This window comes from Candidatus Culexarchaeum yellowstonense (assembly GCF_024707025.1).
In the GTDB taxonomy this organism is placed as follows: Archaea; Thermoproteota; Methanomethylicia; order Culexarchaeales; family Culexarchaeaceae; genus Culexarchaeum.
On the sequence record NZ_JANGFQ010000007.1, the window covers coordinates 15,960 to 35,219 of the forward strand.

General features: G+C 38.1%; 27 protein-coding genes, 3 tRNA genes and 1 pseudogene. 9 read left to right on the forward strand and 22 right to left on the reverse strand.

Annotation, left to right across the window (positions count from 1 at the left end; genetic code table 11):
• Positions 1-58: 58 nt before the first annotated feature.
• Complete coding sequence (locus MRT15_RS02435; RefSeq protein WP_304327588.1) at positions 59-466, reverse strand: winged helix-turn-helix transcriptional regulator; 408 nt, start codon at positions 464-466, stop codon at positions 59-61.
• Positions 467-540: 74 nt separating this feature from the next.
• Positions 541-619, reverse strand: a tRNA-Gly gene (locus tag MRT15_RS02440).
• 120 nt (positions 620-739) lie between these two features.
• Between MRT15_RS02440 and MRT15_RS02445 the strand changes: the two genes are divergently transcribed.
• The 6 genes from MRT15_RS02445 to MRT15_RS02470 all read left to right on the forward strand — a co-directional run bounded on the left by MRT15_RS02445 (position 740) and on the right by MRT15_RS02470 (position 5,861).
• Positions 740-1,447 carry an aspartate/glutamate racemase family protein gene (locus tag MRT15_RS02445; RefSeq protein ID WP_304327590.1) on the forward strand — a complete coding sequence of 236 codons (708 nt, stop codon included), beginning with the start codon at positions 740-742 and terminating at the stop codon, positions 1,445-1,447.
• A gap of 28 nt (positions 1,448-1,475) precedes the next feature.
• The gene (locus tag MRT15_RS02450) at positions 1,476-1,808 is read left to right on the forward strand and encodes a hypothetical protein (RefSeq protein ID WP_304327592.1); all 333 of its coding nucleotides are present in this window, start codon (positions 1,476-1,478) and stop codon (positions 1,806-1,808) included.
• Positions 1,809-1,983: 175 nt separating this feature from the next.
• Positions 1,984-4,032 carry a sodium-translocating pyrophosphatase gene (locus MRT15_RS02455; RefSeq protein ID WP_304327594.1) on the forward strand — a complete coding sequence of 683 codons (2,049 nt, stop codon included), beginning with the start codon at positions 1,984-1,986 and terminating at the stop codon, positions 4,030-4,032.
• Between the two features lie 265 nt (positions 4,033-4,297).
• Complete coding sequence (locus MRT15_RS02460; RefSeq protein WP_304327595.1) at positions 4,298-4,696, forward strand: helix-turn-helix domain-containing protein; 399 nt, start codon at positions 4,298-4,300, stop codon at positions 4,694-4,696.
• 117 nt (positions 4,697-4,813) lie between these two features.
• Entirely contained in the window at positions 4,814-4,957 is a 144-nt protein-coding gene (locus MRT15_RS02465; RefSeq protein WP_304327597.1) for a DUF5679 domain-containing protein, read from the forward strand.
• 241 nt (positions 4,958-5,198) lie between these two features.
• Positions 5,199-5,861 carry a peroxiredoxin gene (locus tag MRT15_RS02470; RefSeq protein WP_304327599.1) on the forward strand — a complete coding sequence of 221 codons (663 nt, stop codon included), beginning with the start codon at positions 5,199-5,201 and terminating at the stop codon, positions 5,859-5,861.
• A 45-nt stretch (positions 5,862-5,906) separates the two neighbouring features.
• Here the strand turns inward: MRT15_RS02470 and MRT15_RS02475 are convergent, their stop codons facing one another.
• A complete protein-coding gene (locus MRT15_RS02475; protein ID WP_304327601.1) occupies positions 5,907-6,293 on the reverse strand; it encodes a hypothetical protein in 387 nt (128 codons plus the stop codon).
• A gap of 71 nt (positions 6,294-6,364) precedes the next feature.
• Between MRT15_RS02475 and MRT15_RS02480 the strand changes: the two genes are divergently transcribed.
• Positions 6,365-6,682, forward strand: a complete 318-nt coding sequence (locus MRT15_RS02480) for a hypothetical protein (protein ID WP_304327603.1) — start codon at positions 6,365-6,367, stop codon at positions 6,680-6,682.
• A 25-nt stretch (positions 6,683-6,707) separates the two neighbouring features.
• Here the strand turns inward: MRT15_RS02480 and MRT15_RS02485 are convergent.
• A tRNA-Phe gene (locus tag MRT15_RS02485) sits at positions 6,708-6,781 on the reverse strand.
• 117 nt (positions 6,782-6,898) lie between these two features.
• Between MRT15_RS02485 and thiI the strand changes: the two genes are divergently transcribed.
• Positions 6,899-8,065 carry a tRNA uracil 4-sulfurtransferase ThiI gene (thiI, locus tag MRT15_RS02490; RefSeq protein WP_304327605.1) on the forward strand — a complete coding sequence of 389 codons (1,167 nt, stop codon included), beginning with the start codon at positions 6,899-6,901 and terminating at the stop codon, positions 8,063-8,065.
• A 117-nt stretch (positions 8,066-8,182) separates the two neighbouring features.
• Positions 8,183-9,400: a saccharopine dehydrogenase family protein gene (locus MRT15_RS02495; RefSeq protein WP_304327607.1), complete on the forward strand. Its 1,218-nt coding sequence runs from the start codon at positions 8,183-8,185 to the stop codon at positions 9,398-9,400.
• A 91-nt stretch (positions 9,401-9,491) separates the two neighbouring features.
• Here MRT15_RS02495 and MRT15_RS02500 read toward each other — a convergent pair.
• The 18 genes and pseudogenes from MRT15_RS02500 to MRT15_RS02590 all read right to left on the reverse strand — a co-directional run.
• Positions 9,492-9,578, reverse strand: a tRNA-Ser gene (locus MRT15_RS02500).
• Between the two features lie 37 nt (positions 9,579-9,615).
• Positions 9,616-10,619 (reverse strand): annotated as a pseudogene (locus MRT15_RS02505) (RNA-guided pseudouridylation complex pseudouridine synthase subunit Cbf5).
• Positions 10,620-10,680: 61 nt separating this feature from the next.
• On the reverse strand, positions 10,681-10,965 hold the full coding sequence (locus MRT15_RS02515; RefSeq protein ID WP_304327613.1) for a 50S ribosomal protein L14e: 285 nt from the start codon (positions 10,963-10,965) through the stop codon (positions 10,681-10,683).
• 33 nt (positions 10,966-10,998) lie between these two features.
• A complete protein-coding gene (gene cmk / locus MRT15_RS02520) occupies positions 10,999-11,553 on the reverse strand; it encodes a (d)CMP kinase (RefSeq protein ID WP_304327615.1) in 555 nt (184 codons plus the stop codon).
• Positions 11,550-11,816 carry a 50S ribosomal protein L34e gene (locus MRT15_RS02525; RefSeq protein WP_304327616.1) on the reverse strand — a complete coding sequence of 89 codons (267 nt, stop codon included), beginning with the start codon at positions 11,814-11,816 and terminating at the stop codon, positions 11,550-11,552. Before MRT15_RS02525 ends, cmk begins: the two co-directional genes overlap by 4 nt.
• A 14-nt stretch (positions 11,817-11,830) precedes the next feature.
• Complete coding sequence (locus tag MRT15_RS02530) at positions 11,831-12,328, reverse strand: EMC3/TMCO1 family protein (RefSeq protein ID WP_304327618.1); 498 nt, start codon at positions 12,326-12,328, stop codon at positions 11,831-11,833.
• A gap of 74 nt (positions 12,329-12,402) precedes the next feature.
• Positions 12,403-13,815 carry a preprotein translocase subunit SecY gene (gene secY / locus MRT15_RS02535; RefSeq protein WP_304327619.1) on the reverse strand — a complete coding sequence of 471 codons (1,413 nt, stop codon included), beginning with the start codon at positions 13,813-13,815 and terminating at the stop codon, positions 12,403-12,405.
• A 62-nt stretch (positions 13,816-13,877) separates the two neighbouring features.
• Positions 13,878-14,315 (reverse strand): uL15 family ribosomal protein, encoded by a 438-nt coding sequence (locus MRT15_RS02540; protein WP_304327621.1) that lies wholly within the window; start codon positions 14,313-14,315, stop codon positions 13,878-13,880.
• A gap of 10 nt (positions 14,316-14,325) precedes the next feature.
• Positions 14,326-14,799, reverse strand: a complete 474-nt coding sequence (locus MRT15_RS02545; RefSeq protein ID WP_304327623.1) for a 50S ribosomal protein L30 — start codon at positions 14,797-14,799, stop codon at positions 14,326-14,328.
• A gap of 2 nt (positions 14,800-14,801) precedes the next feature.
• Positions 14,802-15,434: a 30S ribosomal protein S5 gene (locus MRT15_RS02550; RefSeq protein WP_304327625.1), complete on the reverse strand. Its 633-nt coding sequence runs from the start codon at positions 15,432-15,434 to the stop codon at positions 14,802-14,804.
• Between the two features lie 2 nt (positions 15,435-15,436).
• Positions 15,437-16,030 (reverse strand): 50S ribosomal protein L18, encoded by a 594-nt coding sequence (locus tag MRT15_RS02555; protein ID WP_304327627.1) that lies wholly within the window; start codon positions 16,028-16,030, stop codon positions 15,437-15,439.
• A 1-nt stretch (position 16,031) separates the two neighbouring features.
• On the reverse strand, positions 16,032-16,454 hold the full coding sequence (locus MRT15_RS02560; protein WP_304327629.1) for a 50S ribosomal protein L19e: 423 nt from the start codon (positions 16,452-16,454) through the stop codon (positions 16,032-16,034).
• A 3-nt stretch (positions 16,455-16,457) separates the two neighbouring features.
• Positions 16,458-16,850 (reverse strand): 50S ribosomal protein L32e, encoded by a 393-nt coding sequence (locus MRT15_RS02565; protein WP_304327631.1) that lies wholly within the window; start codon positions 16,848-16,850, stop codon positions 16,458-16,460.
• A 3-nt stretch (positions 16,851-16,853) separates the two neighbouring features.
• Complete coding sequence (locus MRT15_RS02570) at positions 16,854-17,393, reverse strand: 50S ribosomal protein L6 (RefSeq protein ID WP_304327633.1); 540 nt, start codon at positions 17,391-17,393, stop codon at positions 16,854-16,856.
• Positions 17,394-17,407: 14 nt separating this feature from the next.
• Positions 17,408-17,800 carry a 30S ribosomal protein S8 gene (locus MRT15_RS02575; protein WP_369684936.1) on the reverse strand — a complete coding sequence of 131 codons (393 nt, stop codon included), beginning with the start codon at positions 17,798-17,800 and terminating at the stop codon, positions 17,408-17,410.
• Positions 17,801-17,811: 11 nt separating this feature from the next.
• Positions 17,812-17,976: a 30S ribosomal protein S14 gene (locus tag MRT15_RS02580; protein ID WP_304327635.1), complete on the reverse strand. Its 165-nt coding sequence runs from the start codon at positions 17,974-17,976 to the stop codon at positions 17,812-17,814.
• Between the two features lie 2 nt (positions 17,977-17,978).
• Positions 17,979-18,497: a 50S ribosomal protein L5 gene (locus MRT15_RS02585; RefSeq protein ID WP_304327636.1), complete on the reverse strand. Its 519-nt coding sequence runs from the start codon at positions 18,495-18,497 to the stop codon at positions 17,979-17,981.
• A gap of 8 nt (positions 18,498-18,505) precedes the next feature.
• A partial coding sequence (locus tag MRT15_RS02590; protein ID WP_304327638.1) for a 30S ribosomal protein S4e occupies positions 18,506-19,260 on the reverse strand: 755 nt, incomplete at its 5' end.

Genomic DNA, 19,260 nt, shown 5'->3' on the forward strand with positions numbered 1-19,260 from the left:
AATTTATGTTTTTAGCTTTTATAATAATTGAGTTTTAATTCTACAATTCCCCTAATTTTCAGCTTTTATTGTCCTTTTGTTCATCTATAAGTCCTTTCCTCTTCAAGTTTTTAATAACCTTCTCCACGTTTTTCACATCTATGTTTAGCATTTTTGCTATTTCTTCTTTGGATATGTTTGGTTCACTTCCCAGTATTCTCAGTATTGCCCCCTCTAGGTTTGTCTTTTTCCCCCTCTTCTTCATCCATTTTATGTAGCTTATTGATGATCCTGGGATCATTACTACCTCTCCCACATCCTCCTCCTCTTTTGTGGGTACTTCAAGTATTATGTTTAGGTATTCTGGGTCTATGCTTATGATCTTACCTGTAATAACGTTCCCATCTACTAATTGAACTTTTATCAGTGTATTCTTCAGTTTCATTAATTCCTTGATAAACTTGTTTTTGTCAATTTCATCATACAATGATTTTTCACCGTACTATTTGTGTGATTAATGCTTTTTATGTATATATTATTTTCTCTCCTTTACTTTTTTGTTGGTGCGGCGGCCGGGATTTGAACCCGGGATCACGAGCTTGGGAGACTCGGGTCCTAGACCAGGCTGGACGACCGCCGCATTCTGTATGGGGCTCCTCCAAATGCCTTTAGATCATCGATCCCTTTTAACTCTGATCAGTCATTGCCCCAATATACTTATTTTATACTTCGATTTTTAAATTTTAAGTGGGATGTGAAATTGTTTAGGATTGGTTTGCTCGTTCCATCTTCAAATACAACTATGGAGTTGGAGTTTTGGAGGGTTCTTCCTAAAGATTTCTCCATTCATACGGCGCGTTTGAAGCTTAGGGATGTTACTGTTGAGGGGTTGGAGCTTATGGAGTCTGAAATTGATGATGAAGCTTTGAAACTTGCTGATGCGGATGTCGATGTCATTTTGTATGGTTGTACTACTGGTAGCTTGTTTAGGGGGGTGGGTCATGATAAGCTTATTGAAAGTAGGATTGAAAGGCTTACTGGTAAACCTGCCATATCCACTTCTGGGGCTGTGGTTAGTGCATTGAGGTTTCTTAAGGCTGAGAAGATTTCAGTTATAACTCCATATATTGATGAATTGAATATTTTGGAGGAGAGGTTTCTTGTGGGGAATGGTTTTAAGGTTATGGATTTGAAATCCTTGAATATGATTAGGAATGTTGATATAGGTAGAGTGTCCTCTGACGCCATTATGAACCTATTTTCCAAACTTGATTACTCATCGTCTGATGCCATATTTATAAGTTGTACGAATATGCCAACTTTAAATTTGATTGATAAGTTAGAGGGGGTTGCAGGTATACCAGTTTTATCCAGTAATTCTGCATCTATGTGGGCTGTCCTTAAACGTTTGAACTACGGTTTTGGAATTAAGGGTTATGGTAGACTCTTAGCTTCCATTGGAAACTAATATATCTTTGTCTTTTGAAGGTTTAATTATGCGGAGCAAGTTCAGTAGTTGGGATGCTCTACTAATAGTTTTAGGTTCCTTTACTCTTTCCACGTGGGCTTTATTCACATTAACTTCATATCGTAACTTCACCCTACACTTAGCCTATGGTTTATTAACATGCATATCCATTTTAATGGCTTATTATGCCCTGAAATATAAGTTGCTGGTTGGAAAATTGTTGTTGACTTTTATTGGAGGGATTTATGGTGCTATGGTTGCATTCTCATATGTTGTGGGTGATTCATCCCTATTCACTTCCATGGTCATCTCCGGGGTTGGTATGTTGCTATTGATTTACGGTTTTCATGGTGTTGAATAGTTCAATACTCTATATGCAATTGTACATGTAATTTCATGATATCTAAGCGATACCCCTACTACTATTAATTCTTGAATGTCATATCTTTTTAGATTTTCCTTCATATTTATGAGCATAAAACTAATATGTACGTAAGCTTCTAATCTTTTCCGAGAAATATATTTTGGTGATTTAAATGATGTGGGTCTTCTTTGCCATGGCTATAGGTTTAATTTCAATAACTATTGCTGTCTCATTGTACAATTACATTGTTAAGCAGGATCGTGGTACTGAGAGGATGCAGTTCATTGCTGATGCCATTAAGGAGGGTGCTGAAGCCTATTTGAGGAGGCAGAATAGGACTTTATTCATTTTCGTTGCTGTGATGGCTGTAATTTTGGGTTTAGTGTATTCAACGCTTTTAAGGAGTGTAGTTTATGGTTTAAGTATCTCCATGGCATATGTTTTGGGATCCATATGTACAACTTTAGCAGCATATTTTGGTATGAAGGCTGCTGTGGAAGCCAATGTTAGAACTGCTAATGCTGCTAGGGGTGGTATGGTTAAGGCTTTCCCAATAGCATTTTATGGTGGAGCTGTTATGGGGTTGTTTGTGGTTGGTTTATCGCTGGTGGGTATAAGTGTATTATTCTACGTATATCGTTTCATATTTGGTTGGGGTGACGTTGAATCTTCAACCATAGTTTTAGGTTTCAGTTTTGGTGCAAGTTCATTGGCTTTATTTGCAAAGGCTGGTGGTGGAATATACACTAAGACTGCCGATATTAGTGCTGATCTTGTTGGGAAAGTTGAACTTGGAATTCCTGAGGATGATCCTAGGAATCCAGCAGTAATAGCTGATAATGTTGGCGACAATGTGGGTGACGTGGCAGGTATGGGTGCTGATCTAATTGATTCCTACATAGCCAGTATAGTGGCTGCAATGATAATTGGTGCGGAGCTTGGTGAAGGCATATTGCTAATGCTTCCATTAATGGTAGCATCCATTGGTTTGTTTTCATCAATAATTGGTGTATTGGTGGTTAGATTTAGCATTAAGGGGAATCCTGGGGCAGCACTTAATAGGGGGTCCTTCTCAACATGGATTTGCTTTGCAATCCTACTACTAGTAACCACATATTTCTCCGGGCTTGGTCAGAGGTGGCTTGGAGTCTTCCTACCAACAGCCGCTGGATTAATTGCTGGAGTAATTATTGGATTGACATCAGACTACTTCACATCCATTGATAGGCCTCCAGCAAAGAAGGTTGCTGAAGCTTCAACTACTGGTGCAGCAATAAACATATTGACTGGTTTTTCATATGGTTTGATAAGTATAGTTCCACCAGTAATTGGGATTTGCGTTGCAACTGTTGCCGCTTGGTACCTATCGCTATACTTCAATGTGAACCCATTCTATGGTATAGCAATATCTGCAGTTGGTATGCTTGCCACGGTGGGTATGACCATCTCTGCAGATGCCTACGGCCCAGTATCAGATAACTCAAAGGGTATTGCTGAACAATCTGGGCTTGGAGAGGAAATTATTGATATACTAGATAAACTGGATGCTGCAGGAAACACCACTAAAGCTATAACTAAGGGGTTTGCCATAGGAGCTGCAGCACTAACTGTGCTCGCATTATTCTCTGCATATGCACATTCAGTGGACATAGGAGTATTGAATCTAATGACCCCTGAAGTAATATCTGGATTAATTCTTGGTGGAATGATGCCCCCACTACTATCAGCTCTCCTAATACTGGCTGTGGGCAGAAACTCTGAGAGGATGATTGAAGAGATAAGGAGACAGTTTAAAGAGAATCCTGGAATCCTTGAAGGTAAAGCTAAGCCTGATTATGCTAGATGCGTAGACATAGCGACTAGGGGGGCTTTAAAGGAGCTTATACCAATATGCTCCCTCGCAATAATAGTTCCAATATTGACGTTAATATTCTTGGGTAAGGAGGCTCTTGCAAGCTTCCTAGCTGGAAGCATAGTCACTGGAATAATATTTGCATTGTTCATGGCTAATTCTGGAGGATTATGGGATAATGCCAAGAAGTACATAGAATCTGGAGCTTATGGTGGTAAAGGCTCTGAAGCTCATAAAGCTGCAGTTACAGGGGATACTGTTGGAGACCCATTTAAGGATACTGCAGGGCCATCCTTAAACACCATGATCACAGTAATGTCATTGGTGGCAGAAGTATTTGCACCACTCATAATTCTGTTAATACCATAAAAACATAAAAAATAATTTATTTAATTTTTGAGACAATCTTCTTAATTATTGGAGGTCCTCTATCAGTTATTATTGGTTTGATCTTCTCAAGGATCCTCATCTTCCAGTTCATGATTCTCACCCCCGATAATTCTCATTTTCAATATTATTATAATATGAGAAGGTATATAAATCTTTCTCTCTTTTGAAGAATTTGAAAAGTGAGAAAACTTTATATTCCAGCTTATACTTTAAATAAGTAGTTTAATTTATTGAGGTGTCCCTTATGAGTCTAAGTGCAAGCGATTATGATGTGAGAATTGATGAAGAGGATAAAGTTGTAACAGTCATATTCCACAATCCAAACATGACATTTAAATTAATAAAGTCAGCATTGATGCAACTTAAAAGCTACATTGAAAGCGATTACCAAATTAAAATTATAGGTTATATTTCCAGGGAGAGTAGCAACTTAGCTGCATTTAAGTTTGCCCTATCTCTCTTCGGCCATGAAAACAGAATAATCATTGAAAACAAATCAAGATATCATAAATTTGAAAGAAGGAAACTTATGGAAAAAGCTAGGGAGCTTAGGGATAAGGGATTAACTGTGAAACAGATATCAAATGAATTGAATATACCAATAAAAACAGTATATAGGTGGATCAATAAATATTCAAAATAAATACTTTCCTTAATGCATTTTAGATTTCTCATTTACCCAAATTTACTATAATTCATTAAAATTTGGTCACAACCCTTTTAAGCATAAACACACATAATTACTCTACAGTGATACATTTTGGTAGAAGCATATTGTGTGAAGTGCAAAGCCAAAAGGACTATGGTGAACCCTGAGCAAGTGACTCTAAAGAATGGTAGACTGGCAATACGTGGTAAATGCCCCGTTTGCGGAACGACACTGTACAGAATTGGAAAACTATAAGTGGTGTTCTAAGTTCCAAATAAACTCTAAAACCACCTTCTTTTTCCCTCAACAATTATTATGAATTGAAATTTCTCCGACAATGCACATGTAAAAAAGTATATGAATCAACTTCGTCAATAATCATTGTATCTTCATATGAATTTTAGATTTCCACACAATCTTTCATCCGAATATCGTACACAATCTTTTAATTTAAAATTACACTATACTTTTTTGAGTAGCATATTGGTGAAAAATTATGGAATATACTATGCCCTTAATAGGTGAAAGGTTTCCTCAAATGGAAGTGAGAACGACGAGGGGCATTATCAAGTTGCCAGACGATTATAGTGGTAAATGGTTCGTTTTATTCAGTCATCCAGCAGATTTCACACCCGTCTGCACAACGGAGTTTGTAGCTTTCCAAAAGAGATATGAGCAATTCAAAAGCCTTAACTGCGAATTGATCGGTCTTAGCATAGATCAAGTATTCGCTCATCTAAAGTGGGAGGAATGGATAAAGGAAAAGTTGAATGTTGAAATACAATTCCCAATAATAGCAGATAATACTGGTTCAATATCCGCAAGATTGGGTATGCGGCACAAACAAGCAGAGGGAACTCAAACTGTAAGAGCAGTATTCATAGTTGATCCTAAGGGGATTATCAGGGCTATACTCTACTATCCAATGGAGCTTGGCAGGAATATTGATGAAATTCTCAGAATGATTAAAGCATTACAAATCGCCGATAAAGGATACGCCATTCCAGCAAACTGGCCAAATAATGAGATCATAGGAGACAATGTAATTGTCCCACCAGCAGATACTGTGGACATGATTAAAAAGAGGAGGGAACAGGAAAAGGCTGGCGAAATTAAGTGCATCGACTGGTGGCTATGCTATACAAAGGTAAAATCATAAACTTCTAAAACCCACCCTCTATTTTTCAACTATATAAAAAGAGTGTTAATTTTGATGTGACATTGGTATTCCAGATTGTTGTTCAATTGCTTTCATCATAGTAAGCCTATGTATCCTCATTTTTGGAATGTAAGTGCTTAATATTAGGATTGAAGCCCATGCACTACATGTAACTATGGACATCGCAGTTCCTGCAGTTGCCATCTCATGTAGCATTACCGGAATATCTTCTGGAGTGCTCATGGCTGTGAGGAATGGTGGCCATGGAACAACTTCCCCATGCCACACATGCTCCAATGCCAATAATAGACTTCCTCCCCACAACAATGCGTTAAGCAGCCAAAGCTTCAACTTCTCAGCTATAGTTCTTGCTGTCTTCTGTATTATGGATGTCAGGATGGCTAGGGTCATGGGTATGAGGAAGCATGCCATAGTCTCACAACTCAGTAACACTAAATTTAAATAATGTAACACTCACATATAAGTTTACTGGTGATTGAAGGTTGTGGCTTATAATATTAGCGTTTGCAGCAGCTATAGTGACACCATTATGGTATTCGATGGCCGATGATGATAAGTATCTATTGAAGGTGCTCTGCCTAATACTTTGGGGTGCAACAATAATGGTATTCGTAGATCACGTATATGGTTTCTTAACAGAGGGTGGAGAATTCCTTGAAATGACATTAGACGCTACATTACTGGGGTTTACAATGCTGATATTCGCATTAATCATCTGGGAAATCGTGCTGCTACTAAAAGACCCTAAAGGTGTGCTTTACGGGAGAAGAAATAATTCATCTGGCAATGCAGGGAATTAAACTATTCCCCATTTTTTAATAGTTATGCCGGGGGTGGGATTTGAACCCACGACAGTCCGGTCTTCAGCCGGATGCTCTCCCAGTCTGAGCTACCCCGGCTACAAAAATATATTCTTCAAACTCTTTATTTACTTTTCCTTCAAAATAAATTCTTAAGCATCACTCAATTATATTTATCTCTACATAAAGGGTGAAAATATATAGACATATATGCTATTGTGGAGTGGTATTCTGGTTGCTTATGGTGAAATAGCCATTAAATCCGATTTTGTTAGGCGTAGTTATGTTCGTAAATTGATGAGGAATATAACTTCAAGTTTAAAGGATGAGGGTTTGAAATGTAATGTTAAGCATAAGTGGTCTAGAATTATTGTGGATGTTGATGATGTTGAGAGGGCTATGAATATTTTGGGTAGAATTTTTGGTATATCCTATTATTCCCCCTACATATATGTTGAATTATCTAAACTTGAAGATTTTATAGCTCAAAATTGCGGTGAGCTCCTTAAAGATGCTAAAAGTTTTGCTGTTAGGGTTAGGAGGAGTGGTAAGCATGATTTTAGTAGTAGAGATCTTGAAGTTAAGCTTGGATCAATTATTAAGGAGAAAACTGGGTTGAAGGTATCCTTGGAGTCTCCGGATAGAACCGTCTATGTTGAAGTTAGGAATAGTGATTGTTACATTTATTTGTGGAGGAGGGATGGTTTACGTGGAATACCATTAGGTACTTCTGGAAGGGTTGTATGCTTAGTTTCTGGGGGTATTGATTCGCCCGTGGCTGCTTGGTGTATGATGAAGCGTGGATGCCCATTAACTATTCTATATGCTGATGTTAAGGATCCATTGAGGTTTAGGAAGTTCATCAACATTGCTAGGCGGATATCTTATTGGCATTTGGGTGAAGATTTACACGTGTACACCTATGATCATTATAAGTGGCTTGAGCATATTCGCGATAATGGTGGGAAGTATGTTTGCGTTTTGTGTAAGATAATGATGTATGCTGTTGCAAATAAGTTAGCTGAGAGATTGGGGGCTTGGGCCATTGTCACCGGTGAATCTCTCGGTCAAGTTGCTTCTCAAACTTCAAGGAATTTAATGGTTTTAAATTCATATTCTAATCTTCCAGTGGTTAGGCCTTTAATTGCTTATGATAAGGAGGAGATAGTGTCTATGGCTAAGAAACTTGGATTTTATGATTATGCTATTGAAAGGGAGGGTTACGCCAGTTCCAGTATTGATTGTTGGGCTAGACCTAAACGTGTAACCACAATGGCCAATCCTGGTAATGTTTCAAAACTACTATCTGAATTGGATTTCAATCACTTTTTAAATGAATGTGTAAATTCCATTAAACCCATAGATTTAAATGTTCCACTTTAAATATGCCTTCCATGTTTTGATGAAGTAAAATTTATATTAATGATCTGAATTTAACTTATTGCTAACCGTAAGTTCCACTTAAATCATTATTAAATATTGTTTTGTGGGGTGTATTTTATGAAGGTTTTACTGCTGGGTTTAGGTTTGGTTGGCTCCAACATCTTTAGGATGCTTATCTCAAATGAAGCTGTATCTGAACTTATTTGTTGTGATAAGAGTTCTGAGAAAATTAATGCTGTTAAATCTTCACTTAAGACTATTCATTATGACGATCATGTGAACGTAGATTTTAGGAAGCTTGATTTATCAAGGGATTCTGATATCGAGAATTGTATTAAAGGAGCTGATGTTGTGGTAAACTCCACATCTCCAACTTTAAACATCAAGATAATGAGGGGTTGTCTAAAGGTTGGTGCAGACTATTTGGATCTTGCATCAAATGATTATGCAAATGCTGAGCAACTGTCTTTGAATAGTGAATTCGTTAATGAAGGGTTGAAGGCTATAATAAATTTGGGTGTTTCACCTGGACTAACCAATTTAATGGCTAAGTGGTGTTCAGAGGTTTTGGATGAAGTTGAGGTTATAAAGGTGAGGCTTGTTGAGGATCAAATACCATATTGGCGTGTTTGGTCTTGGTCTCCACATTTAACCATAGAGCACTTCTCATGCCCACCAATAGTCTATGAGAATGGACGCTTCAAAATTGAGAAGCCATTGAGTGGAATGGAGGAATATGAATTTCCAAATCCAATTGGTAGGAAGAGGACTTACCTAATCTATGGAGATGAATTAGCAACACTCCCAAAATATATAAAACTTAAGAGAATTGACTTGAAGTCAGGTGGCTCCGAAATAGAATTTGTAAAGGGGCTTTACGACCTAGGCTTATTTAGTAATGATGAGATAAGGGTTGATAGGAAACTTATTTCGCCGATAAAAGTGCTTTACAGTTTGGCAAGAAAATTCGATGGATACAATCCAATTGAGCATATACATGGCCTTGATGACATGATTTTGGCCGTGTCCGTTGAAGCTATAGGTTTTAAGGGTGGAGAGAGATCGATCGTGAAAATCAATGCCCTACCCCCAAAATTAAGTGATCTTTTAAATATGAAGATAGCCACAACTCCAATGGCATTCTCCGCTGCGGCAGTACTGGTATCATCAATCGGTGTAATAAAGGAATTGAAGGAGCCTGGAGTATATCCACCTGAAGCTCTAGATCAAAGGTTGAGGGAAAACATCATTTCGAAGCTAATTGAATGCTATCAAATTAAGATATTGCATGAACCAGTAAAGATCATTAAGAGTACAGGGTCGAAGGGCAATTAACCACTCACCCATACAATATTGCAATTTCAAAATCACAATTTGCATTTCTTCATTATATAAAGTTAGGCATCCCACTTTCCATAAATTATTTTGGCGCCGGGGGCGGGATTTGAACCCGCGAGTCCCCGAAGGGACACAGGCTCTCCAGGCCTGCGCCTTACCGCTAGGCTACCCCGGCTTATCCTAATTTTATCTTCATTTTACTCATAAATAATTTATTTCCACATTTTTGGGTATGTCCCCCTCTCCATTATAACTCTCCTAGTTTTAACCATTATTCCATTTTCAGCATTCAAAATTTCTTCACTACTCTTCTGAGCTGTTCCCAGGGCAACGAGCTCCCCCTTCTTTGTCATTAATGCCACTAAATCCCCCCTCTTAATTCCACTTTCAATGGTTAGTATTCCTGGTGCTGCTAAGTCTGCTCCATGGCATATTGCATCCACAGCGCTGTCTCTTATGGTTATTTTGGGTGTTTCCTCCACAGCTTTCTCCACGGGCAATATAACTTTCCTCAATTCGCTTTCATCCCCCTCTTCAACCCATGTGTCATATGCATCTTTAAGTCTATGTAGGGTTGTTAATGTTTCATCTTCCTTGAATACTCCACTCCTTGTTCTTCTAAGTTCTTGCATGTGGGCTCCAACTCCAAGAACTATTCCAATATCGTGGCATAGCTTCCTTATGTACGTTCCAGCTTCACACCCTATTCTCATCAATACATCTCTACCAGATATTTCCAGTACGTCAAGGTAGTATATTGTTCTTATTCTCACAACTCTCTTTACTGACGATTTAATTGGTGGCCTCTGATATATTTGGCCAATAAATTCTTTACATACTGCTCTTATATCTTCCTCGCTTACTTTACCATGTAATCTCATTACGCATATGTATTCCTTTGGGGCCTTTGCCATTGCTATCATGGCTTTTGTGGCGTTTTCCAGTGCTATTGGAAGTATACCTGAAACATTCGGGTTTCCCCGCCCCATTTTAGGGGCTCTAGGGTCCCGGCATGTCCAGCCTTCTTTACATTTAATATTCTCTTCACCCATGATGTTATTTCATGACTTGTCGGTCCAGGTGTTTTATCTAAATTTATAATTCCATATTTTATGTGAGTTTGTATTGGTCTCTCATATGGGTTTACTCCATACTCTGGGTTTAATGGCTCTTCCCCCTTTATCAGTATCTCCCTCTTCCTAGATGGTTCACTCATACTTCTCACTCAATAAAATTTGATTTATTTAATTGTTTATATTGCTTTGCCCCCTTCCTTTTCACTGAACCTTTATCTTAATTGGTTCCTTCATGTATTCCAACAGGTTTTGTTTGCTTAGGGCTTCCATTACTTCGTCATCCGATGCCCCTGCCTTTACCTCTATCTTTTTCTCAGTTGGTTCTAGGTGTTTTATGTTGCTTCTCCTCCTCTTCACACCGCTAACGCTTTTTGGTCCAGTTACTAAAACGAATTTATCATCTATTATATCCACTATAACGCACTTCTTACCTGCTTCCCTCCCCCTCGTTTTTACACATATTCTCCCAACCTCTATTGCTGACATATTTCCCCCTCCGGACAAAAGGGATTTGTTCGCTTAATTAAAAGTGTTTCGTTTCTCCATATATTTCTGTATTAAGTATATTAAGGTTTGTGATACTTCTTCCTCCTCCCACTTCTCAGTGTTTATGACAATATCGTATATGCTTAGATCATTAAGGTCTATTCCATAGAAGGTCTTGTATCTAAGGGCGTTGCTCTCCTCCCTCCTCCTTATATCATTTATTGCTTGTTCGAAGGGTTTTCCATCCCTTTTCGCCACCCTCCTCGCCCTCTCTTCCAGTGATGCTGTTAAGTATATTTTTATATCAGCCTTTTCCTTTGCTATCCAACCCGTTAAATGGCCATCTATTACAACTCCCCCCTTCTCTGCTTCCATCAATGTCCTATTATCTGCTTCCAAATCATATTTTGGGTCTTTTTCAGCTATTCTTTGAAATTCCTCTAAACTTAAGTTCATTTTGTTAGCTATGTCTCTGAAGTATCTCCCTATTGAAAAGTATCTCAAATTAAGTTTTTCCGCTATCCTTTTTGCATGGGTGCTTTTACCTGAGCCTGGAGGGCCACTGACTGTTATAACTATCTTTTTCAATGGGCGCCCTCCCTAACAGCCATCTTTATGAGTTTTTCCAAACATTTGTGGTCTAGATATCCACCATATGGTCTATTAGGCCTCTTAGAACTTTTTGGCAATTTCCTCATTTTCACTGGTGGTAGGTTTGGAACCCCCCTTAACTCTGATTTGCATAGAGCGCATTTGGCTATATTTGGCCTTCTTTTTTCATAATGTATTGCAATTCTCCCTCCAGGCGTCTTCCTCAAGACAAGTCTCTTAGTTCTAGATCTAACGTTCATATATACACCCCCCTTTATGTTAATTTAAATATTTTTTGAAGTATTGGTAGTATGAGTATTGAGCATAATATATACCATGATCCAAAATTAAGTTTGTATCCTGCAAATGGTATTGGGAATGGTGCTACCACAACATATCCGTATGCTGGGTTGTTGAATACTGCGGCGAATATTATGAAGAATATCCAGAGTGGGATCATGAATATGAGTGTTGGCTTCATTCTCTGTGCAGTTACATTTGCTTCCAACTCTCTTATGTAAGCCTCCTTCTTCTTCAATTTGGCTATCTGCTTTTTATCATTGCTTAAAATTGCTTGCCTCATTTGAATCCTCCACTCATTTATCTCCCTGGTTTGTTGCCTCAATTTTTCCACGTCAAGTAGTAGGTAGTTGGCTGCTATGGTTATCATGCATACCATGATGCTTATACCTATAACTGTTATTGATGAGAGTGGTGGATCTCTATATGGGCCGAAGAGCTTTATTAAGTAGTCTATTATCCAATCCAGCAATTCCCCCACCCTTCAATGATTTCTGATAGGTAAGTTTATCAATTTGTGGTTAAAAATTTTCTTATCTTCCTTAACTATCTTTCCCCAGCAAGTCTTTTAAGTATTGGATATGCTTCCATCATTTGTTCTTGCGTTAACATCCCCCAATATTGATATATTATGCCCACAACCAGTAGTATCCCCATTCCAGAGCCTATGGCTCCGAGTAGGTCTGCCACTATGGCTATTAATGCAACTATTATTCCACTTAATATTGTTAGTGGAGGTATGTATCTGTTTAGTATCCCTTCTATAACTTTTGGTGAGCTTCTAAATCCAGGTATCTGTAATCCTGATTCCACAAGTTGTTCGGCTTGATCTCTTGGGCTTAGGCCTGATGCTTGAACCCATATTATCGAGAATATCACTGATGAAATTATTAGTAGAGCTGAGTATATGATTGCATGTATTGGGTCGCTTATGACTGATGATATACCTGATGGTGGCTTCGTGTAGTATGCTAATCCACCAATTGGGGTGTTAGTTGTCTGGTTGAATGTTCCAATTAGGTTCAATATTATATTTGTATTATTTACGTTGAATTGCCTCCATATTAGTAGGGAGATTATCTGTATGTCTACGAATAGCATTGAAGTGAATATTATTGGTATATTTGAAACGTATAGGAATTTTAATGGTATTTTTGTTCTAATCCCCCTATATTTCGCCATTGTGATGGGCACTTCTATCCTTGTTCCCTCCATGTAAATTACGAAGAGCAGTATTACCGTGGTCACTATTAGTCCTGTTAGGCTTGGTAGTCCATATGGTCTTATTAGGGCATTCATTAGTCCTCCTCCACTTAGTAATGTTTGAGCAGTGTATAGTATTGCTCCAATGTATTTCCCATCACTCCCAATAACTGGTGAGAATGTTTCCCAGAACATTTGTTGAGCTATGCCTGCAGCTATGAATAGACTTACCCCACTTCCAAGCCCCCACCCTTTTTGTATCATTTCATCCATTAACATTAGTAGTAATGTGGTTATCATTAATTGTAGGAATATGATTATCGATGTGTATATGTCCAATTGTCCGAAGGCTCCGCCAAGTATATATGATATTGATTGTATGGCACCCCATATTAATGTCATGAGTTTTTGTGAAGCGCTAAATAATGCTCTGTCTCTCGGGTTTGTGAAGTCCAGCTCTATGATCTTTGATCCAACAAGTAGTTGCATTATTAATCCTGCTGTGACTATTGGGCCTATTCCAAGCTCCATTAGAGTTCCTCTTTTTGATGCGAAAAGCCATCTCATGTACATGAATGGATCGTATCCCAATGCACCTTTAATGCCATAAAGTGGGATTTCACTCATTATAAAGTATAGCGTGAGTACCACGGCGGTCCATATTAGTCTGTCTCTTAATGGTAGTTTCTGTTTTGGTTTTTCAACTTCTGGTAATATTCTCGTTACTGGTTCGAGAAGTTCAAGGATTCTTGGCATAAACTTCACACTAAACTATTTGTTTAAACCCTAAATAATTTATGTTAAATGTTAATTTGCTTTTAAGATTCCAGTTTCACGGCTTCTCCGCCGGTTTCCCTAATCTTTTCTACAGCCTTCTCGGTGAAACTTCTAGCTTTAACTATTATTGGCTTTGTTAATCTTCCAGCACCTAAAACCTTTGTGTATCCAAATTGTGTTACATCTATTACTATTCTCCCATCCTTTTCAGTTCCACTTATTTTGCCTTTATTTATCATTTCTTCTATTTCCCGCAGGTTTATTGGTTTATCTATTTCTTTAATGCTTTTTGGAGCTTTGAAGCCATGTTTTCCGAAATAGTCTCTATCATACTTCAATATGTATGACCATTTATGTTTATGTAGCCCTGCCTTTCCAAATCCACCCCTCTGTCCGCTCCCTCTATGTTGTGTTCCACCATAACCCATATACCTACTGCCCCTCAGCTTCCTACTCTTCTTCTCCCTCCTTACAACCATATTCATCACCCTACAACATTCTAACTATTAGTTTGTTTATTTCCCCACCTCTATATCCAAGTTCCCCATTTGATGAATAGAATGCTTTTACTGATTTCTTAAATCCACCACTTGGGGGTGTTAATCTGAATATTGGTTTAAAATCCTTTAGATCGTTTATATCTATTTCCCCATTAAATATTTTCTCTGCAAGTTCCCTTATACCATTTAATCCAAGCTTTTCCTTCACGTATTCATCTGTTAATTTCCTATTTCCAGTGAGTCTCCCCCTCTTCCTCAAGACCATTTCTAAGGTTTCCAAATCTATTTCTCCCCATGTTACATATTTTTCAACTTTCTTTATCATTCCAATTATGCTTGGATTTGGCTTTAATATTCTCATGTGATTTGGTTTATTTAATCTAAGCATTTTTAGCGTATCTTCATCCTCTTTTGGCACTCCAACTGTTCCCCTAATTCTTATTACTGCTATGGGTTTGCTCATTTTTACGCACTTCTCCATCCGAATCTGAATCTATTTGTATTCTTTAGGGCATTATAGGTTGCCATTATGAAGTTTAGTGTTGTTCTAGTTTCCCCCCTTGTGAATGACCATATGTCTTGTATGCCTGCAAGTCTGAGAACTACCTTTGCAGGGTCTCCTGCTACTAGTCCAACCCCCCTTGGAGCTGGTTTTAATGTTATTTCAACACTTCCACTTTTCCCAACCACTTTGAATGGTATGCTGTGCGGTCTATTGCATGAGCATTCCCAACTTCCACAACCCCTATTTACTGGTATTATTTTTAGTTTTGCATCTTCTATTGCTTTGTCTATTGCGAATCTAAGTTGTTTTGCTTTTGCAGTTCCAATTCCAACTAATCCATCTTCATTTCCAACTATGACTGCAACTTTAAATCTACTTTGCTCTCCTGCATCTGTTTGTTTTTGAACTATGCTAACATATACCACTTCATTCTTTAAGTTTGGGACCAATATGTCTACTATTTCCGGTTCAAGTATTGGCAGGTTAAGGCTGTAGAGTTGATAAATTGAGTTTATAGTCCCCTCCTTAACCAATTTTCCCACAGTGGTTTTTGGTTCCCATTCAGTTTTCTGCGTGCTTGTTTCCTCCCCCATATTCATCCCCCATATTCCATTATTATCTTCTTTTTAACTTTTTCGAATTCCTCAGTAATATCTTCTGGTTTGACTTTCATTTTCATGTAATTAGAAAACCTCCTATTATATTCTTCTTGATTTTCTGAGAGGAGTTTTTCCGCATACTCTTTTATGTGTTCTCCTCTAATTCTCTCTTCACTTGGAATCTTTTCCTCTGATATTGGGATATTTAATCCAGCGTCTAAAGCCCCCTTAGCCACCGCAAACACTCTAGCCCCCTTAGTTGGTCTGTGTAATCCAATGTCCAGTATTGCCTCCTTCACTCCACTCTTCACTGCTCTATATCCCACCAATAATCCTAGGAGGTAGCATGCTGGGGTATTCTTGCATGAATATTTCCATCCGTATTTTCTGAGTTCTTTTGAGTGTGCTGAAACTATTATTTCATCACCATTTATCTTTGCTTCAGCTATTTGTGCAATTACATACATGTTGGTTTTCCTAACAACAAGTCTTGGTTTTCTGGATATTATCATTTTCAGTCTCGCTCTATAATCAGTTAACCCCTCCCTCCTCCTTCTAAATGGAACTTTATATCTTGCCCCCCTAGCCATACTACTTCCTCCTTGCCAGATTCCTTTCCTTTATGAATGTCTTTATTTGTGAGATGCTGTTGAAGGCATTCCCTTTCACCATTCTATAAAGCATTCTGTATGTGGATTCGCTGATAACCTTTTTAGCTTTGAGTTCCCTTATGAACTTCCTTTGTGCTCTAACTTTCATGATCCATTTAACTTTTCTACTAATGCTTGGCCCCTTCCTACTTCCAGGCCCCCTCCTTTTACGTTTCTCCTTTTTACTTATCCCCTTTTCTGCCCTCTTCCTTATGATTCCCTCCTTTATCAATGATTTCACATCCTCCCTAGTTATTGCTTCTGAAACTCTCTCTATCTCTTCCGGATTTATCCAAACCCTATTCTCTCCAACCTTTAAGATTTCAGCAGCCATCCTTCTAACACTTCTGAGGGTGTTTGGCATATTCTACTCTGCCTCCTCAATTATTGTTGGATTCAAAATTTTCAGTCCCATTTGCTTTGCTTTATCAATTATTTCCATCCTCTTCCTTCTACCTACAGTGTGGGCTATTTTTATTGCGTATATTTTTGGGTCTAGACCTTCAAGTTCTTCAGGTCTATACACTATCTTCTCAATGTATCCTGATGGATGTATATTCCGTATATTTCTCGGGCTTCTATAACCCACCTTTACTATTGGCCTATATCCTTTAACTTGTAATCTATGTTTATCATCAAGCCCCTTTGGCTTCCTCCAAGATTCCCCAAGCCTCTTTAATCTGAAGCTCCATGGTCTTATGAACTCAATCTTCCTCTCCCTTATTCTTTTTATAATCTCCTTTATCTTCTTCCTCTTCATTTTTCACTCCCTCTCATAAACATATATTCCATCTAGGAATACTCTTGGATCTTTCCCAACTATTTTTGTGGCATGTTCAATATTTGCGGCTGTTTGGCTTACTTCTTCTATATCAATACCCTCTATTATTATTTCATCTCCGGTGACGTTTATGTTTACTTTACCAATTATTTTCGCTTTTCTTGGGTATTTCTCCCCTATGAAGTTTTCAATATAAACATAATTGCCCTTCACTTTCACGTTTATTGGGAAGTGTGAATATACAATTTTCATTTTGTATTTGAATCCTTCAGTAACCCCCTTAATTAGGTTTCTTATATGTCCCGCTATTGTTCCAACTAGTGCCTTTTCCTCTTTTGATGGGAAATATTTTTCCACTATTATCTTGTTACCTTCCAATTTTATTGTTATTTTCCTTGCATGTGTGAAATCCCTCTTTATCTCCCCCTTAGGTCCTTTAACTATGACTACATTACCATTTATTTCAGCTTTCACGTTTTCCGGTATTTCTATTTCTTCTCTTGCTATGTATGTTTTAGCCATCTTCCCTCCCCCCTCTAGTATACGTATGCTAGTAAGACTCCTCCAACTTTATTTTCCATAGCTTCTTTGCTTGTCATAACCCCCTTGGATGTTGAGACTATGAGTATTCCTATATCCCTTGATGGTAGGAATTGTTTCTCCCATTGGGGTAGCTCCCTATATCCAACACTATACCTTGGTCTTATTGCGCCACATTTGTTTATCCTTCCAAGTAGTTGGACTTTTATTTTTCCAAATCTTCCATCATCAATTAATTCTATCTCTCCAATGTACCCTTTTCTCTGCATTACTTTGAGAACATTTATTATTAGTTTTGATGATGGGGTTATTATACATTCATTTTTGTTTCTAATTTCATTGTTCCATATGTTTGATAGGGCGTTGGATAGTGGGTCTACCATGGTCAACTTAATTCACCTCACATATACTTTTTGAATCCCATTTCTTCAGCTACTTCTCTGAAGCATTGTCTGCAAAGGTTTAGACCATACTTCCTTATTATTGGCCCTTGATGTCCACACCTAACGCATGGTCTACTACCCTTCCCAAACTTTCTCTCCTTTGGTGGTTTATACTTCCCCATCTCTATCCCTCCACAATTTCAACTCCGAAGTTACTTTTAAGGTATTCTATTGCCTCTTCCACCTTCACTCTTTGCGCACTTCCCACTTTGCTCCTCCTCCTTCTTCTCACTGCAACTCTGTATCCAGGCTTCTTAAATACTATTGTTACATCCATTCCGAATATCCCTAGATTTGGATCGTATTTCGTTCCAGGTATGTCTAAGTGTTCCTTTATTCCGAAGGAGACGTTTCCATGTTTATCGAAGCTTTCCCTTTTAATGGTGTTGCCTTTTGCTGCAAGCGCTCTTTGTAGGAATTCTTTAGCTTTATCCCCCCTTAATGTGGTGATGCATGCGATTTCTTCCCCCCTCCTTATGCCAAATTCCCTTATAGTTTTTTTAGCTCTCCTTTTACATGGCTTCTGTCCAGTTAATTCTTCTAAAACTTTTACTGCTTTCTCCAGTTTTTCTCCTGGACCAACACATATATTCACAACGACTTTATCGATCATAATTTTCTGCATGGGGTTTGAGTTTGACATAATTCTTCTCACCATTTCGGTAGAGATATTAATTGCTCATTTTCTCCAATTGCAAATACGTATGTTATGTTTGCTCTTATTAAATTGCCATTGAAGCTTTCTATTACTGCTGTTTTGTATTCCTTCTGGACTGGCCCCTCAATCCTATTTATCTTTCCATAAAGCCCTCTATTCTTACCCTTTATTATTAGGGCTTGCACTCCCTCCTTGAATTTTATGTGAGCTTGTATATCTTGATTTGGTAATCCTATTTTGACAACATCCAATACGTCATATACGTCTTCTTCTGGTTTGGCTGGATTTGCCACCTTTATCAGTATGTTTCTTCCATCATGCAAGTTTAGTTGTATATTTCCACCCTTAACCATGGTTTTATTTTCTATTCTGCATAGTTTGAACATTGCTTCCTCCTTCCCTATTGGATGTAGTCTTAACCCCTTTATTGGGTCTGGAAGTACGCGATAGTTTTCCCCTGTGGATGGTATTGATACTACATCCATTATCCCTACTGGAAACTTTTCCTCCCTTACTATTCTTCCATCTACGAGTATTTCCCCCCTCTTAATTATCTTCTTAGCTTCCCTATAGGTTTCGCCATGTTTTAGTATGTCTCTTACAATTATTAGTAGTGGTATTGAGTCTTCTATTGGATGTGGTCCTGGTAATGGTCTAACTGTAAATGTATATGCCTTCTTTGGTATTGGCCAGAATGCTGGTGATGCAAATCTCTTTAAATGTTTTGGAGGGCCTCTCCTACCCACTT